General features: G+C 58.2%; 13 protein-coding genes. 2 read left to right on the forward strand and 11 right to left on the reverse strand.

The genetic code is table 11. From position 1 onward, the window contains the following. The 5 genes from AC04SH_RS26225 to AC04SH_RS26245 form a co-directional block, all read right to left on the reverse strand. A complete protein-coding gene (locus tag AC04SH_RS26225) occupies positions 1–1,653 on the reverse strand; it encodes an anti-phage dCTP deaminase (protein ID WP_488480699.1) in 1,653 nt (550 codons plus the stop codon). A 283-nt stretch (positions 1,654–1,936) separates the two neighbouring features. Continuing rightward, positions 1,937–2,431, reverse strand: coding sequence for a hypothetical protein (locus tag AC04SH_RS26230; protein ID WP_488480700.1), 495 nt, complete (start codon positions 2,429–2,431; stop codon positions 1,937–1,939). Beyond that, entirely contained in the window at positions 2,431–3,024 is a 594-nt protein-coding gene (locus tag AC04SH_RS26235; RefSeq protein ID WP_488480701.1) for an AAA family ATPase, read from the reverse strand. The genes AC04SH_RS26230 and AC04SH_RS26235 overlap by 1 nt, the downstream gene beginning before the upstream one ends. Next, positions 3,021–3,611, reverse strand: coding sequence for a 3'-5' exonuclease (locus AC04SH_RS26240; RefSeq protein WP_488577188.1), 591 nt, complete (start codon positions 3,609–3,611; stop codon positions 3,021–3,023). Before AC04SH_RS26240 ends, AC04SH_RS26235 begins: the two co-directional genes overlap by 4 nt. Continuing rightward, the gene (locus AC04SH_RS26245; RefSeq protein WP_488480703.1) at positions 3,602–4,711 is read right to left on the reverse strand and encodes a radical SAM protein; all 1,110 of its coding nucleotides are present in this window, start codon (positions 4,709–4,711) and stop codon (positions 3,602–3,604) included. The genes AC04SH_RS26240 and AC04SH_RS26245 overlap by 10 nt, the downstream gene beginning before the upstream one ends. A gap of 487 nt (positions 4,712–5,198) precedes the next feature. Between AC04SH_RS26245 and AC04SH_RS26250 the strand changes: the two genes are divergently transcribed. After that, on the forward strand, positions 5,199–5,864 hold the full coding sequence (locus AC04SH_RS26250) for a hypothetical protein (RefSeq protein ID WP_488480704.1): 666 nt from the start codon (positions 5,199–5,201) through the stop codon (positions 5,862–5,864). Between the two features lie 27 nt (positions 5,865–5,891). Here the strand turns inward: AC04SH_RS26250 and AC04SH_RS26255 are convergent, their stop codons facing one another. The 4 genes from AC04SH_RS26255 to AC04SH_RS26270 form a co-directional block, all read right to left on the reverse strand. Then, entirely contained in the window at positions 5,892–6,599 is a 708-nt protein-coding gene (locus AC04SH_RS26255) for a hypothetical protein (protein ID WP_488480705.1), read from the reverse strand. 418 nt (positions 6,600–7,017) lie between these two features. Next, the gene (locus AC04SH_RS26260) at positions 7,018–8,235 is read right to left on the reverse strand and encodes a DUF6035 family protein (protein ID WP_488480706.1); all 1,218 of its coding nucleotides are present in this window, start codon (positions 8,233–8,235) and stop codon (positions 7,018–7,020) included. 65 nt (positions 8,236–8,300) lie between these two features. Continuing rightward, positions 8,301–10,022 (reverse strand): ATP-binding protein, encoded by a 1,722-nt coding sequence (locus tag AC04SH_RS26265; protein WP_488480707.1) that lies wholly within the window; start codon positions 10,020–10,022, stop codon positions 8,301–8,303. Between the two features lie 2 nt (positions 10,023–10,024). Then, positions 10,025–11,302: an SIR2 family protein gene (locus AC04SH_RS26270; RefSeq protein WP_488480708.1), complete on the reverse strand. Its 1,278-nt coding sequence runs from the start codon at positions 11,300–11,302 to the stop codon at positions 10,025–10,027. Between the two features lie 53 nt (positions 11,303–11,355). Between AC04SH_RS26270 and AC04SH_RS26275 the strand changes: the two genes are divergently transcribed. Then, on the forward strand, positions 11,356–11,598 hold the full coding sequence (locus AC04SH_RS26275) for a hypothetical protein (protein ID WP_488480709.1): 243 nt from the start codon (positions 11,356–11,358) through the stop codon (positions 11,596–11,598). A gap of 2,075 nt (positions 11,599–13,673) precedes the next feature. Here AC04SH_RS26275 and scpA read toward each other — a convergent pair. Together scpA and AC04SH_RS26285 are read right to left on the reverse strand one after the other, a co-directional pair. Further along, positions 13,674–15,812: a methylmalonyl-CoA mutase gene (gene scpA / locus AC04SH_RS26280; RefSeq protein ID WP_488480745.1), complete on the reverse strand. Its 2,139-nt coding sequence runs from the start codon at positions 15,810–15,812 to the stop codon at positions 13,674–13,676. Further along, positions 15,812–17,815: an acetyl-CoA carboxylase biotin carboxylase subunit gene (locus AC04SH_RS26285; protein WP_488480710.1), complete on the reverse strand. Its 2,004-nt coding sequence runs from the start codon at positions 17,813–17,815 to the stop codon at positions 15,812–15,814. The genes scpA and AC04SH_RS26285 overlap by 1 nt, the downstream gene beginning before the upstream one ends.

Consider the following 17,815-nt stretch of genomic DNA (forward strand, 5'->3'; position numbering starts at 1 on the left):
CTATTTCGCCAAGGCTGCTTCGAGTTCGGGATAGCCTACCGTCAAGGTGGTCCATTCGCTACCCCATTCTGGTGCCCGCATCTCAAATTCACCGCTTGTCTTATTCTTGAGTTGCCACGTCTTCTCGAATGCACGGACGTACATCCGGGGTGCTACCCCTACGAACGGTCTGAAAAGCACCTTAGGCTCATTGAGCTTAACGTCGTCCTTATCGACGTCCGAAGCGGTACGCAGCTGTGCCCGCGCGGCACCGATGCTCTTTGGGACCGGCGGTACCCACTCGGACGGGGTCACTTCGATGGAATCGCTATGCAACTTTCTGGCCAGGCTCTTGGGGTATGGCTCGATGAACTGAACTTCGTACACGCCGGCACTGACGATGTGTCTGGCGCAATAGTGGCACGGATATGTCGTGACGAATAGGCGGGTACCGACGGTCGAGACACCTTCGCGCCCGGCCGACAGCAGCGCATCCATTTCGGCATGGACCGCACGACTGAACTCTATAAGACCCCCCAGCCGAGTCTTCCGGATGCGCGCAGCCAGGTCGATTTTGTCCGAAACCTGTTTCAGTTCCGGAATGACCTCGATCAAGTTGTCGATGATGTCGTTTTGCTCACGATTGCTGCTGCAGTACGCCTCGGTGCGGAACGCGCAACGATGATCGTCAACGCCTCTGCTTGACGTCGCGAAGCGCTCACCATAAACACCACCTCCGGCTGCCGGCACTTCGTTCGTTCCGGTCGCAACCACAGTTCCATCGGCGTCGACCAATGCCGCGCCCACCTGTCGGGATAGACAGGCGCTGCGCACGCGCGCGGAGTGGGCATGGTGCATCGCGGTCTCTTCTATGGTAGGCCGCTCCACACGGTCATGCGAGATGATGCTAACAAACCTGCTCAAATCGGTGTCGAGCAGGTTCTTGGTGCCGTTCGGGTCGTCACGGGTATTGTCAATAAAGAAATCGGCCTCGTAGAACGCCTCGGTCACATGCTGGCCATGCTTGCGACTGGAGTCGTCCGAGTCACGATCCATGAATCGGTCGACGGCGTTCTGTGTTTCGGGCAGCCCTTTCTCCGGACCGCGGAAGTATTTCTCGAGAATTCGTGCGCGACGCACGCCCTCCTCGCATACAACTCCGATCAGCCCGAATGCGTTGCCGTACGTTCTGCGTAACAGGTGAATTTCGGCCGGGTGCCTTATCGAATCGATAAGATAGACGCGCTTGGCGCTGTCGGGAATAACCTTCTCCCCCTTGACATAAGTCTGACCCGTGCGATTGGCACGTCGCTGGGCGATTTCGCGCATTGCTGTTTTGGCGACTTCGGCCATGTCATGCTCGCGCATCGAGTCACCGAAGTTCTGCAACTCGGTAACCACTTCCAAGGTCTTGGTCCCGACACCGGGGAAGGCCAGGCCGTTCTCATTTGCCCAGGTTCGGATCAAGTCGCTTGCCTTGATCAGGTGAACTTCATAGTCCCCGGACTTGCAGACGCGTTGCAGTGCCTTGATAGCCTGGGACGCACCTGCCCCTACCGGACCGACAACGGCAAAGAAAAGCTCTTTCGAGTGATTCCCAGCCAAAACGGCCTTGCTATCCGGCTTTTGACCAGCTTTCTGTTCAATCTTCCTAACGGCCGTCGATCTCGCCATGCCAGCGCTTCCCCATCCCCATTTGGCTTATTCTTTTTCCATATCGAAGAACTCGCAAAGTGCAAGCGCCTATAGCACTTGTATAATCACGAAATCCAGAAGAACCTCCGATGTTGCACTACTTACAGAAGCCCGGCACGTGAGGGAGAGTGCCGGATGATTTAGCGGACTGTAAGGATGGGAACTGAGAAAACTGAGACCATTCGGATGGGGATCGCAACGCTAGCCGAGGAGGCCTACAATCGTGATGCACTGCAAGGCTCATAGAGCTTAAGGTTGTGAGCTACTCCGCGGCCAGCTCTCGGCGGCGCTTCTCGGCCAGGAGGCTGCCAATGGTGGCGCCGTTGGCCCCATCAACCTTCCTTGCATCCTCTAGCATGCGGCGCATACCAACAAATTTCTCTGGCTGACTGCGGCGCGTCTGTGTGTGTTCTTGCAGCCAGGCTTCAACCTCCTCGGGCGTAGCATCATTTATCGCCTTACGGTTGTAGCGCAGTTTGCCGTCCGATCCGCGGCTTTTGACAGCAATAGTTTGCCAGATGCCGGAATAGTCTGCAAAAAGCTCGCCCTGACCTGGCACCTCGCGGACGCGCCGGCGGGCGACTTCGTTGACAATCTTGATCAACGCGATGGTTTCGAGTTCTGACCGCGCGGCCGAGATGATCTCGGCATGACCTTTTCGCAAAGCGTCGATCAAAGCCTTTGTGCTGATATCGCGACCATTGGCGGCGGAATTGATCATCATGTCTATGGCGGTTCGAACTTCCAACAAGGACATCAAGAACCCCGTTTGCTGAAATAGCCAAGAGCCTGTTCGACGGCACCAGCCACGACTTCGTCGGCATTCTTTGATGTCATGCGAATGGCTTGGGGCCGGACCTGGTCGATCACAGCCGCTACATGCTCGCCTGCAGCTACGCGGAACGCCTCGTTCGTGTCGCGCTCTGGACCGAGCGGAATTGCGTGATCCAACTCAGTGATGATTAGCAGATCGTACCGTGTGGCATGGGCAGCGACCACAGTCTGCAATTCTGAAAGTCGTTCCCGACTGATCGTGCGGGATGAAACCTCCAAAGCTGCCGTGAGGTAGCCCAGGGCATCCGGGACCGGACGATCGACAAGAACAATGTCGCTCGTACGCAGCGCCTCCGCCTCCTGCCGCATGCCTTCGGCGATGATCCACAACGTGCTTTCATACGTGTGATCGGTCAGGATAGGAAAGCCTGCATCGCGTGCCTTGGTGGCGAGATCACCGATCTGGCCCACGCTCAAACCGCGACCTTCAAATTTTTCGGCCACGCTGGAGACAAAGGTAGATTTGCCGGTTGAATGTGTTCCAGCGATTCCGATCATGAAGGGAGGCTTTTTCACAGAAGCACCCCTTGGCGATTGTTGAGGATATCGGCGTCCATCAAAGCCGTCATTCTTGAGTTGGCTGGCATGCTTGAGATGAGTTCGATGAACAGAAGCGCGGTGACCACGGTGTCGAAGGCTGCTGAGTGATGGCGTCCTCCGGTTAGTCGCGCCGCTTCTTCCGAAATGTTCAGAGCCTGACTGAGACTCTCGAGCCCATAGGATGCCATCCCTGGACGAGTGGCCTTCGCCAACCGAAGCGTGTCGATTGCCATTGAAGGCTTCCAACCGGGAATCGCTCTAGAAATGGTTTCGAGCTCCACTCGGACGTTGTGGCCAATGATTCTCTGTCCATCCGTCCAAGTCATTATCTCGCCGGCGATATCGTCAATCGAAGGCGCCTCAGCAACGTCGTCTTGGGTAATGCCGTGGATCCGCGTTGCAGCGGTTGCTATTGGTCCATTCGGTTGCACGCGCCATTCCCACCGCCGCGCTCCGATTTTGAGATCGTTGATAGGCGTGATGGCAAGTTCAACGATTTCAGGTGGAGTGGTTCCGCTCCCTTCGACATCCATTACGAAAAAAGTCTCGTGCTCTATTCCCATCCGACTTCCGCTCTGCCGTGTCTGCCGTGGTGATGCGGCTGCGCTCGATCATGGACCTGATAATTCAGTGCATGCTGCATAAAGTACCGCTGCTGCTCCTGGCTACCGAGAACTTCGATGTTCCGTTCGCTGATGCGGACGTCGGAGGTGTCCAAACCGACAGAGGCCGCAAGGGCTGCAACAGTTTCGGGATCTGGCCTCACGTGATGCCGCGCGCATATCGCCAATTGTCGGGCCGGACAAATGTCGCAAACTTCGCGTATCCCGAAATGGCCATTATAGTCCGCGATACCGTGGGCGAACGCGACTGCACAGGAGGTCTTTCGGAACAAGGGCCGCATCCCGAACGCGGCAATTACTTTCAGCTCCAGTTCTCGCGGTAAGATCTTGCGGCGTGCAATGGTGTCATACATTTCGGGCACGCCTGCGGCCTCAAAGTGGGCCTTTATCTGCTCTCTATAGAAAAGGCCGGTAAAGGCGGTGGCATCTGCCATTTCGGCTAGCTCACTTGCGCGGCGCAGATGCCGATCGGTGTCGTTTAGTCCCGCTATCAACGGTCTCCAATAGAGTACCGACTTAGTCCGTCTTTTATGGTTGGCAAGAGTAGACAATGATCGCTCTGCGATGGCGCTGTCAACGGGTTCTATGCGCTGGTCATCAATGCCGGACCAAGTGATCAGCACGGTAACGCGCAGGTTGGATAGACGTTCAAGTCGGGTGACATCGTCTGGTACGATATGCCAACGCGTGATTACCAGCATTGGGTTCGACAGCCCCTTGGCATCCAACGCTTCGAGGCAGGCGAAGAGGTGGTCTTTGACGCCGGGCAGAAAGGGGTCGGTCGCTCTGTTGAAGATCTGAAGCGGCGTGGTGTTGGCTCGAAAGGCCCAGTGGGTCACCAAGGTTTCGACGGCACTGTCGTCCGACATGACCAGGTGTGGTTTTTTCATGTCATAATTGTCGAATAGATGGCGCACGCAATAGCCGCAGTCGAGAGGGCACCCTACGACGTGATTCAAGCTCAAGCCTGATTTTCTGTAGTCGACGACATCCCTCAAGACTGCCGGTAAATTCCTGCCGGCCATACGAAGTTCAACCAATCAGCCCTCCCCCCGAAAGATCGACGAATCCGCCGAATAGAGAGAGCGTAGCTTGGTCTGTCACCGGAAAGCAACATTCCGCCCACACTAAGAAGCAGCAATGTCTAGAATGGAGTGAGTACATACGGCCTCTTCCGTCTTTTTCGTGCCATCCGTCAGTGAAAATTCCAGCTGCAAGGAGAACCGTCGGAGACGTGCAGGCCGATATCCAGGGTCGGGGCGCGATGGGTAAGCCAGCTCCCGAGATCGGATCAACGCTGGCCGCAGCGGTAACAGTTGCAGTGGTCCGCACTGACATGCTTGCCCCCTACCAATCGAGGCAGCTCGTACGGGTGCTCTATGACAGGGGTTCTCGGGTAGCGCCCAACCACTTTACTAGACAGGCCGGCATCACGCTGGTGCCCCGTTCGAACCTTGTAATTGACATTGATCGAGGCTGGCGGCAGTAGCTGCGATGTCAGTTCGGGTGAGAGGATTCGGGACGAACATGGGTGAAGCAAAGCAAAAGGCCGCCGCGATTTCACAATGGCTCGATAGTCTTCCTGATGAAGCGAGAATCGTTAACGCCGCTGCTCAAGCTTTGTTCGACAAATTCATCAAGCCGAGGCATGTCACAGGCATGTGCTATCACTCAGTATTTTTTCTGCATGAATTTTTAAAAGACAGGTATGGAATTGTTACGATTCCGGTCGTCGGTTACGTCAATGACGGAACCGACGACATAATGATTTCCCACGCTTGGCTGGAGTATGACGGTAAGAAGACTGATGTTAGTCTCGCCGTGACAGCACATCCCGATGTCTCTCCCGCAGGGGAACTCATAATCCTCGATCGGGTGGTTAAGCGTGGACACAAGTATTCCTACCATCGCGAGATGACGACGGCCGGGCTGCTTCAGCTGCAGAAAATGCGGATGGCTGGTCGGCAAGCGCTCGTTGATCATAAAATGGCAGAGCACTCGATCATGACGGCCCGGAGCAGCCAAACTGATTTGATTCGTTCCTACCTTGACGGTGAGCCGAACGGTTTGACCTATGAGATTCGCGTTGATCGAATCCTGATCGGTTACCGATGGTTGTGCGTTGTATCACCGATAGAGGCATATGCCACGACAGTCTTGCTGCGCGAAGTCATGGCGCAGCAAGAACTGTGAAAAGTAGGATAGTTTTAGCCCCGGCGCTTACTTCGCCACATCAGCTTGCCACCAACGAGATGCGTGAATGTCAAGGGGCGATGCCAAGCAGCGCGGGCAGTGAAAAAGGTTCGCGGCAACCTCAACCCCGGTAGACGACTGGTCGCAATGCAAGCAAAACCAGATGTCGCTTACCTCATGACCTAGGGGGTGCTCGGCACGGCCGGCGCTGTCCGGCACAGTCGAGCGACGAGGCCAGTCTGAGGCGATTCGCGCGTGAACCAGCTTGCGCCAACCCGAAGCTATTTCGAGCGCGGCATTTCGGAAGTTTGTGTCGTCAATCGGGTTCGCTTTGAGCCTGCGATCTGTTACTCGAAAACGAGCAGGAGCTAAGGGAGCCTCGGGTAAGGTCACCTCCCAACCTCGTCCCCACATGCGGACATCGTCCGACTGCGTGCTCACCCGATAGCTATGCCGCTGCAGTTCGCCCTCGAACTTGTCAGGGCCGAGCGCGCTCCAGGGATCAGTTTCTATGGAAATCAGCGGATTTTCAGCAAGCACCAGCGCCCGAGCGATAGCCAGATCCGCCTCGGACGGATGCCATCCGTGCTTTTCTGCATTGGTCAGGGCGTTCCAATGCGGGTAGCCCAATGCCTGTGCAATCAATTCCAACGCGCCTATGTGTTTTATTCGCCTGGCGCGGGCAATGTTTCGCGCAGCGGTTTTCAGTTCCTTCAGTTGATCGCTATTGCTCATGATCCATTCCTATCGTGGTAACGGATCCAACATGTGCCCACTGCTGACAGACCCGTCCCAGGAGGGAATGGTTGGTTTAATCTCAGCGACAGCGCACTGCGAGGCTTTGCATGGTGGGCACACTGGCCTGTGCGGGAGGCCATCACCAAATTGCCTTCAGCCACAAAAAACGTCAAGTATATTACCGAAGCTTGGAACGGTTGCCGACGAATGAGCCAGGCGCTCAGGGCCCGAAAGCAGGCGTTCGGGGCAACGGCAGTCGAACTGTGATCGACGAGGTGGTCACCGAATCTTAGACGAATGAGATGGCCGTTCATGGAGACTTCAAGCTTCCTGACACCGCCATGACCAGGCTCTTGCCGCTTCACCGGTGCGCCTGAAGATTACCGCCGTCGTCGCATCCATCGCACCGGACTCGCTATTTCTTCGGAGCGACCGGGCTTTTCAGGAAGAGCTCGGGAAATAGCGTCAATGCAACGCGGCCTGTGACCGTTTCCGGCCCGTTCTGCACCTCCTGCTCAGCAATGGCAAACTTCTCCCGAACGCTCGCCCGATCGAGTAGTTCTCCCGAACCTGCAGAGACGATAACTTTTCGCATGAGCCTCGCAAAACCGTGCCGTCGCGAGCCAGCCAAGAATGTGTTGATCACCTCCGTCAGGTTGCGCTGCCTCGAACCGATAGGCCGTTTCAAGACGAACGAATGCAAGCAGTTGAGGAGGGATTCGAAATCCGCCTCGCTCAACGCGGCACCATCGACGGCCTCCATGTTCAGTTTGCCGGCCAATTCATTGAGCAGGTGGATACGGTCCGGGTAACGCGTGCCGTTCTCGGACGTGGCATCCAGCCATCGTGCCCGGAAATCTTCGTGCCAGGGCGAACGCTGCGCGACGGCAAACGGCAGGCCCGTTTTCGGCCACGTCAATTCGGTAAGACGGATGACCTTCGACTCCCATCCGGTCTCGCCTTCCCAGAAGGCCCGTACGCGCGCGCTGCCGTCCGCCGTTGAGACGGCCAAAACCTCCTCGTCAAACGAGAAGATGTTCTTGTTGTGGGAGTAGAAGATATCCTCAAAGGCCGTGAGCATGCGGGACCGATCCACCGGCACAAAATTCCATGTCAGCCAGATTAGGTGCCGGCCTTCGCGCTCGTAGAATGTCTCGCGCGCGTCGATAATCGGTATCTGCGTCGTCGCCAGCTGCACTTCGACGGCGATGGGCTTTTCTGCATATACCGCGCGAACGTCGGGACGGCGGCGTCCCTCTGCCGTGACGAGGTATTTGTCGATCACAACTGAACCCGGTTCCGTTAGCGGATCGGCGTTTAACAATTCCGCGATCGTGTTCTTGATTTTCAGATGGAGCGGGCTTTCCTGCGCTCCTTTAAACTGGCTGGCATTGACCTCATCGATGGAGGAGGGATCGCCTGTCCACCATGGGCAATCCCTGGGCGCACCTTTACGGTGCCGCCAATAGGGCAGACGTGTCCGCGGCTCGCGCGGAGCGTAGACGGCATAGCCGCAATTCTCGCAGACGAAGACATTCGTCTTCTCGTTGCGGGCGCGGGTCGCGGTCCTGCGGATCTCGTGATAGCGGTCGGGGCCCGCTGCTATCAACTCGTCAGAGCTGATCGTCTGCATGCTGCGAAGGTCGACGGCTCGCTTCAGCGTCCGCCGATAGCGCCCGTCAAGCTTCCCGTGAGCGTTCATACCAAAAGCTCGTCCTCACTCGCGGGATCGGTGGGTTTCGCCTTCCGCTCTCTCCAGAACTTATTGTAATCGGGTCCTTTTGAATCCGGCGGAATAAGAGGCTCGTGAATCTGGATCGGCATGGGCGCCGGCAGGTCAGGTCCGACAATGATGGCTTCGCCGGGGGCGAGCGTCGGGATAAACATGGCGGCGTTCTTGTCGAGATCGCCGCAGGACCGTTCGACCGCCTGCCGATCTTCATCGTTCGTCAAGCGGTGCACGATCAGCGTTCCGAGCTGGCTCAAAACATCGTGCGGGATGTCCCTTGGGCGCTGCGTCGCCATGATGGATGTCAGCCCGTATTTGCGGCCCTCCTTGGCGATAATGCCAAAAGACTCAAGCCGCACACTCGCATACTCGTCGCCGACGGTGCGCCCGAGGAACTGGTGCGCTTCGTCGAGCGCAACGATGACGGGTCGCGCCCGGAACGATCCCTTCCTCGCTTCGCCAAGAAGATAGCGGCCGATGACGTTCAGAAGGATTTCGCGGGTGTTGTGCTCGAAATGCACCGAACGAAAGGAAATGCGGATGATGTCATCCGCGTCATTGGCGAAAAAATCTGTCAGAACCTGCACCAGCGACTGGCCCGCCGTGCCAAAGAGGCAAAAGAGCTGGTGCGTGGTGACCAGCGTTCTGATGCGGGCGACAAGCGTCTCGCAATGCGCAACCGAACTGTCGGGGCCGCCCCAATTGTCGGTGTTGTTCCCCGTCGACCAGACGCATTCCGCCGTCACCTGCTCGGCAAGACTTTCGATCCGAAAATTGCAGAGCGGCGAGTTTATCGCGTCCCTGTGCGCGTCCAGCGCGTTGAAAAATGGAGCACGGGGCCGATTGGTCTTCTCAACAGTTCCGCGTAACGTGAAAACCACGCCTGCCGGGGCTTGGCCTTGGCAGGCGCGTATCAGCTTCAGGCTTCGCATCGCCTCCCTTAGTTTTGGTCCTTGTGATTGTCCAGACGGGCGAAAGAGGGCGAACAAATCCTCTTCCGTTGTCTGTGTGTAGGGAAAATGAACCTGCTCGGCCCCTTCCTCGTCGTTGAAAGCATAGTGCTTCGTAACCGATGGAAGATTTGCGAATTCACCAGTCGGATCGAAAAGAATGCACTTTCCACCGTTCGCCTTGATCTGATTGAGGATGGCGGCAATAGTCCAGCTCTTGCCGCCGCCCGTGGCGCCGAACACACCGCAATGCCGTCCGAACAGTTTCTCGGGCGGCAATTTCAGATGGATGCCGTCGCCCGCGCTTAAGAGGCCAAGATCGATCGACAGTTGATCACTCCCGGAAAGCGAGTTCGCGGCGAGGTCACCGAAAAGTTCCGGCTGCGCGAGATAAACCGCGTCGCCGATGCGCGGGTGCGCCCGCAAACCGCGGACAAGCTTTTGGTTTTTCTGGTCGACGGATGCGAGCAGCTGAATTCGGCCAACCGGATGAGGTTCTGGCGGGCGGCCCATCGCGGGTTCCACACTCAGCCGCTCGTTGTCGGGGAGCTTAACCTCGATGATGCGCCCTAGAAGCTTGACGCTTTCGCAGTCGATGAAAACGAAGTCGCCGACCGCGCCCCGTGCGAGCGAACGACGCTCGGGACGGGCTGTTGCCTGCGGCAGGTTTGCCTGTGCGATCGAGGCACTGACAACGGTAATGGTTCCGACATAGCGGTCGGGATCGACAAGGCTTTGCATGGTCACGATCCCGAGGGCAGCTCATTCAGAATCTTGAGGCGTTCCACATGCCGTTCCCGCTCGGTCTGAGCGACGAGATCGGGGAGCGCCTGCGCAAGATCGTCAAAGCGCCCGCTTAGGAGGGAAAGTCTCTGGTCGCCGATATCAATGAGCCGTTTGAATGTTCCAAAAAACGCGCTCGCCCCGGCGCGGGTCGGGGTATCGGGGGAGAGAATGTGGGCATTTGTTTCGAGTTCAGCGTCGGTGATGTAAGCGAGGTCGCAGATGATGACGCGTAAGCTCATATTTGCTTCGATTGCGGCGAGTATCGGCTTGGTTATGTGATCGTCATTGAAGCCGAAACCAGAGATGATGACGGCGGTGTCGGGCTCCCGCAAAGCGCCCTGCAGGGCGGCCATCATGTCAAGGTAGGGCGTTTCGAACGCCTCCTGGTATTTGCTGTCGCGCGGGTAGATCAGGGCCGCCGGCCCGTCTTTTTCGGCCCTGGAACGGATAAGCTCTGCCCCTTTGCGGCGCCAGTCTACGGAACCGTGCAGCTTGTGGAGATGAAAGACGTTTTCGATGTAATCAGGACCATCCCTGCCTCCATCGCGCCTGACGATGTCGTGCGCGAAATGACCGCGATCATAGATCTGCGGCAGTGAATGAGAAAAGCCGTCGATCATCGTAAAGCGGAGCGCTCGAGCGGCATATTCGAAGGCGAGATCGTAATTGGTTGTGAATAGCCGGGTGCGCGGCTTGCGTGCGCCTCGCCTGGCGATCTTTCGGATGATCGCCTGATGGGCGCTTAAGTCCGTGGTTTCGTCGACGAAGTCCACGCTTCGGGCGATCGTTTTTTCAGCAAGATCGATGAATTCAGCGACGTCTTTCGTTTTTTCAGGTCCAAAGAGCTCCAGATAGATTTTACAATGGGTCAGAAACTTCTCGATATTCTTCGCGTCGATAACCGTCTTGGAATTCGGCATAAGAGCGGCAATCTTATTGATCGTTTCTTGCGTCGCAGCCGCGACCACCGAATCCCAAAGCTTTAGCATACTGGGGGCCTGTTTCGTGCCTTGGCCTGCGTTCTTTGCGCAAAAAGACGATCCCGCGCCGGTGAGCAGCAGAAGGTTTGATGCGTTTAGGGCGGAGGTCAACAAGTCCTCTACAGCGCGAGCGCTACCGCGCTCCACAACCTCGCCCTTGTCGTTCTTCACATCGTCATGCGAACGCCAGCCTTCGCCGCGGACATAAAGACGGATACTGCCGGCTGCCGCCGGCTTTGTGTTCCAATAGCTCATAGTCCCTCCCGCAACCCAAACCATACAAGCATCGGCGCCACAGGAGAACCGGTTTGCCGGCGTATTTTTTCTGGAAGATCTCGCCTAGGCTGGTATCCATTGCCGGATCTACCGAATACATTAGCGTTTACTTAGGCAAGAGGAGGGCTCTTTTCCTGCCCGGTTATGATCCCTTAAAAGCGAACGGCGGTCGTATCGAGGCCGCCCTTCAATTCTTTGCCGCCACGAACAATCACGTGCTGGGCCTGATTTTCTGGGCTCGTGCCGTCGATCCTGGCTTATGGACGCTTTACTGAAGGGTCTACCGCGTTCAATGGACACCCGTCGAACGCCGAGAATTATTCTGCTGCCGTTAACCAAGCGAGCGACTGGTTGCCGACTATCGGGCTGCCAACTGGTGCCATCGGTCGCGACGCCCGGACTGCACTGGCGGACCTCGAATTCGAGGCGGTGGCGTCCGGCATCCGAGCTAAGCCGGTCGGCCGGTCGGTCTTTCTGCGCTGTATGCCATCCCGGCGGCGGGCGTCGCCACGGAGCAGCAGCTGGACCTCATATGAAAATTGGGTTTGGCTCAAGTGCACGGTAAACCCGGAGCTAAACGTTGATTTAATGCGTCGGCCAAGATCCGATAAGAACAGCTTCGGCCATCGCGCCGCTCGCTCGTAGGATCGGGGTCACAGCACGAAACAGAGCCGTGGATATAACATAGATATCAGCTCACCATCGACGTTCGCCTTTTGTGCTTTAAAAGTCGCATAAAGGGCAATATGGAAAATGGTGGAATGTCGGAAAATATTTTGCATTTCACCGTGTTTACAAGCTCTACCTTTTTTGGATTTTTGGTGGGTGATAGTAAGCGGAATCAATCACTTAATTCCAATTTAAAAATGACCGTCGTTTTCAATCGTATAATCAACACTGATAGATGGCGTCATCATCTCAACGTGGGCACGTGCGCAACGGCTGCGTCGTCGTGAGTTAATTTCGGACAGCGACAGGTAATTTTTCGAGACCCCGGTGGCGACCCGCCACATTGGTCAGTGATCGTTTCATGATGGGCCTCTCCGAAGCCACGACAGATAGTTCTGGACTCACCGGAGATCCGGCTTTGTTCGGCGACTTCACAGCTACTATGGCGCAGTCAGACTTCTCTTGTCCGTTCATCATCGGCTACGGCTCCTCGCCTTCCCGATGCGGACCGGTGCGGTTGGAGCCGCCCGGCCGGGCAAGAGATCTCCCCAGGTTCGGACGTGTTCCTTTCATGCTTGATGTGGCCCTAGACCCCGGCAGGGCGACGGTGCCTCGCTTATCGGCTCCGCACATGTTGCCTTCGACAAGTGAGAACGTCTCGGCCCCTGCAATATTATCATTATCGTGGCTCACTCCCACACCCCGCATGATTGCTGTGTACGCTTCGCCGTGGTCGTCACCTCCCACGCCGCAACACTCGCTACCGGGCGGGCGCAACCCCTTACCCGGGCCGGACTCGCACCGGCTGGAACACGCCACCTTGGCCTGGCGCACCTCACTATGATTTCGTCGTCCGCAACATCCCGCCGGCACAGCTCTGGACATACCGACACGCAGTCTGAGGCGCGGGACGAGCGGTAAGTGGGGGCGTTCCGAAAAATCACGCTGAAGGACAGGACGGTGGTCATCGCGAAATACGCTCCATTGCGCTTTTTCTTCTTACGACGCCTTGCGGGCAGAGGCGCACTCATCTGCTACGCACTTCGCCCTGCGGACAATAGATACCAAAGCCACCGCCACCTCGAAAATCTCGCGATGGCGCCTCGATACCAGGACCGGCCCGCCATTTTTGGGACGCGATGCGTGCCGGTGCGTGGCCCGGATCGTGCGATGTATTTCCTGAGCGCGTCATGCCGTCGTCCATTCACCCGGCCGAAGCTCCCGATTGCCGGACCCTGATGAAGGTTCCCTCTGGAAGTAACGTCTTCTTGAGAGCGTGACGATCTGCGCCGTCTTTGCCGTGCCCGGCATAACATTCTGCCTGCCGCGCGCGAGAAATACGACAGGCGCACGAAACGCGCGTTCTTCCGTTGCTTGCGATGAATTCGCTTTCGTGGAAAGGGAGGTCGCCCGTCAGCCCAGATGCGCCGCGACCGCGCTGGCAAGCATGCAGCTGTTCCACGCATCGACGCGGCAGGGCGCAGTGTATTGGAGCGATTTGTTCGACTCTCAAGATTACTTGATTGTGGAATCAAAGGACCAGCCTGCACTGGCCCGTGTTCGGCAGCCAGACTGAGAGCCTGGTCCCTGAGGCAAATTCGACAACCCTTGCGACTACACCGCTGCTATACCTGCAGAGGGTCATCTCAATGGCTTGCCGAAGGCTTGACCACAAGCGTCTTCATTGATTGCGACGCCTACCTTCAATGAGATCGACGACCGCGCGCGCGGCATCCAAGATGTGGGTTCCAGGGCCGAATACAGCGGCCACCCCATGGTCCATCAGGAACTGATAATCCTGACGCGGCACGACGCCACCGCACACAACGATGATGTTTTCGGCACCCTTTGCTTTCAACGCCGCGACGAGCTGCGGCAACAGAGTCTTGTGTCCGGCCGCGAGCGAAGACGCTCCGATGACATGAACTGCAGACGCAACCGCCATGCTTGCTGCCTCTTGCGGGGTTTGGAAGAGTGGACCCGCGACCACGTCGAAGCCGAGATCGCCGAACGCCGATGCGATCACTTTGGCGCCACGGTCATGGCCATCCTGGCCGAGCTTGGCCACCATCAGCTTCGGCCGGCCGCCAAGCGACACGGAAACGTCCCTGATGCGGGACGTCAGGGTCTGGTATTCCGGCTCATTCTGGAAGGCGGCGCCGTAAACCTCCGAAGTCACCTCGGGAACGGCCACGTGATCGCCGAAGGCGCGGCGCAGAGCATCGGAAATCTCCCCCACCGTCGCGCGAGCGCGCACCGCTTCAACTGCTGCTTGAAGAATGTTGCCCTTGCCGCTGGCCGCGGTCTTGCCAAGCACGGCAAGGGCTGCGTCGACGCGCTTGGGGTCGCGCTGACGCTTTGTCTGTTCGAGACGACGGATCTGCGCCTCCCGGACCGCCGCATTGTCGATCTCAAGACTTTCGATCGGGGCCTCATTTTCCAGCCGGTACTTGTTGACCCCGACGATCACTTCGTCACCGAGGTCGATCGCGGCCTGGCGGCGGGTCGCCGCCGTCTCGATCAGGCGTTTTGGCAGCCCCTCAATGACGGCCTTGGTCATGCCGCCTCTTGCCTCGACCTCCTCGATCAGCGCCCACGCCGCGTCGGCGATTTCCTTGGTCAGGCTTTCGACATAATAGGAGCCGGCCAGCGGGTCGACGACCTTGGTCACACCGGTCTCGTGCTGGAGGATGAGCTGGGTGTTTCGCGCGATGCGCGCCGAAAACTCCGTCGGCAGGGCGATCGCCTCATCGAAGGAGTTGGTGTGGAGTGACTGCGTGCCGCCAAGCACCGCGGCGAGCGCCTCATAGGCCGTGCGCACGATGTTGTTGTAGGGGTCCTGCTCCTGCAGCGAGACGCCCGATGTCTGGCAATGCGTGCGCAGCATCAGCGATGCAGGCTTCTTCGGTTCGAACTCTTCCATGATACGCGACCACAGAAGTCGCGCTGCCCGCAACTTGGCGGCCTCCATGAAGAAATTCATTCCAATCGCAAAGAAAAACGACAGCCGCCCGGCAAAGTCGTCGACGTCGAGGCCCTTCTTCAACGCCGCGCGGACATATTCGCGTCCATCGGCCAGCGTGAAGGCGAGTTCCTGCACCAGCGTCGCACCGGCCTCCTGCATGTGATAGCCGGAGATGGAGATCGAGTTGAACTTCGGCATCTCCTTTGCCGTGTACTCGATGATGTCGGCGACGATCCGCATCGAGGGTTCGGGCGGGTAGATGTAGGTGTTGCGGACCATGAACTCCTTGAGGATGTCGTTCTGTATGGTCCCGGAGAGCTGGGCGGTCGGGCAACCCTGCTCCTCGCCGGCAACGATGAAGCAGGCAAGGATCGGGATGACCGCACCGTTCATGGTCATGGAGACGGAAACGTCCTTCAGCGGGATGCCGTCGAACAGGATCTTCATGTCCTCGACGGAATCGATAGCGACACCGGCCTTGCCGACATCGCCGACGACGCGCGGATGGTCGCTGTCATAGCCGCGATGCGTGGCGAGATCGAAGGCAACCGACACGCCCTGCTGGCCGGCGGCGAGTGCCTTGCGGTAGAAGGCGTTCGATTCCTCCGCGGTCGAGAAGCCGGCATATTGGCGGATCGTCCACGGCCTGCCGGCGTACATCGTCGCTCGTGGTCCGCGCACGAATGGCTTCAGGCCGGGCAGGGTGGCGAGATGGACGGTCCCATCCAGATCATCTGCCGTGTAGAGCGGCTTGACGTCGATGCCTTCGGGCGTGCGCCAGACCAGGGCGTCTGGGGAGGCCTTCAGCTCCCGTTCGGCAAGAGTGCGCCAGTCGGCGAGTTTGGCGTCCACCATCATTCGAACTCCAGAATGGGTTCGTCGACCGCGAGGCTTGCGCCAGCCTTGGCGGCGATCCGTTTGACGACCGCGCGCCGTTCGGCGCGCAGGACGTTCTCCATTTTCATCGCTTCCACCGTTGCAAGAATCTGGCCAGTCTCAACCGACTCTCCTTCGGACACGGCAATCGAGGTGACCACCCCGGGCATCGGGCAAAGCAGCAGCTTGGAGGTGTCCAGCGGCTGCTTCTTCGGCATCAATCGCGCGAGCTCGGCGATAGCCGGGCTGCGCACATGGGCGACAACATCCATTCCGCGCCAGCGCAGTCGGTGGCCGGTTCCTGACCGCGATGTTTTGATCGATGTAGTCTCGGTGCCAATCTGGAAGTGCGCTATATGCCGTCCCGGCAGCCAGTCGCTTACCACGCTCAGAACCGGGCCGTCATCGAATGACACCGCGGTTGCGACTTCCTCATCGCTCACCGCGATTGCGAAGGCATGGCTGCCAAGCGTCACGATCCAGTCAATGGGGACTTTGCGACGATGATTGTCCATCGCTCCGGATATTTGGACATTGCGGTGCTGGAGCTTCCAGTTGATGTGCGCCGCAACGGCCGCGAGCTTGCGCTCATCCGCATCGGTTGGGGATACACCTGCGAATCCGTCCGGAAACTCCTCGGCGATGAAGGCCGTGCTTAGCCGCCCCTCGCGAAACCGAGGATGGTCCATGACAGCGGCGAGAAACGGCAGGTTGTTGCCAATGCCTTCCACTTCGAAATCATCCAGTGCAGCAGCCATGGCGTTGATTGCGCCCAGCCGATCGGGCGCCCAGGTGCAGAGCTTCGCTATCATAGGATCATAGTGCATCGAGATGTCCGAGCCTTCGATCACCCCAGTATCGTTGCGGATCAGTGAACCATCTGCACGTGCACCCTCAGCGGGCGGCCGGTAGCGTGTCAGACGACCGATCGAGGGCAGGAAATTGCGATACGGGTCTTCGGCGTAGAGTCGGCTTTCGATCGCCCAGCCGTTCAGCTTCACATCTTCTTGGGCAAAGCGCAGCTTTTGGCCGGCGGCGATGCGGATCATTTCCTCCACCAGATCGATGCCGGTTACCAGTTCGGTGACCGGATGCTCGACCTGAAGCCGCGTGTTCATCTCGAGGAAGTAGAAGTTGCGGTCGCGGTCGACGATGAATTCAACCGTACCTGCCGAGTGGTAGCCGACCGCCCTGGCAAGAGCGATGGCCTGCCTGCCCATCGCCTTCCGGGTTGCTTCGTCAAGGAACGGGGAGGGGGCCTCCTCGATGATCTTCTGATTGCGGCGCTGGATCGAGCATTCCCGCTCGCCGAGGTAGACGATGTTGCCGTACTGATCGCCGAGCACCTGGATTTCGATATGACGTGGTTCGGTGATGAATTTCTCGATGAAGATGCGGTCGTCGCCAAAGGCGTTCTTGGCTTCGTTTCGTGAGGACTGAAATCCTTCGCGCGCCTTGACGTCGTTCCAGGCAATGCGCATGCCCTTGCCGCCGCCGCCAGCGGATGCCTTGATCATGACAGGAAAGCCAATCTCGCCGGCGATACGCACCGCTTCCTCTGCGTCCTCGATCAGGCCCATATGGCCGGGCACGGTGGAGACACCGGCAGATGCCGCGATCTTCTTCGAGGTGATCTTGTCGCCCATCGCCTCGATGGCGACGGGCGAGGGGCCGATGAAGGCCACTCCAATGGCCTTGAGCGCCTCGGCAAAATTCGAGTTCTCGGACAGGAACCCATAGCCCGGATGGACCGCATCAGCGCCAGTGGCGGTGACGGCATCGAGAATGTTGGCAATGCGAAGATAGGACTGGGCCGAGGCAGCGGGGCCGATATGCACCGCTTCATCCGCTTGCCGGACGTGCAAGGCGTCGCGGTCAGCGTCGGAGTAGACGGCGACGGTGGCTATGCCCAACCTCTGTGCCGTCTTGATCACCCGGCACGCGATCTCGCCACGATTGGCAATCAGGATCTTCTTGAACAT

The organism is Mesorhizobium sp. CNPSo 4688, assembly GCF_057784295.1.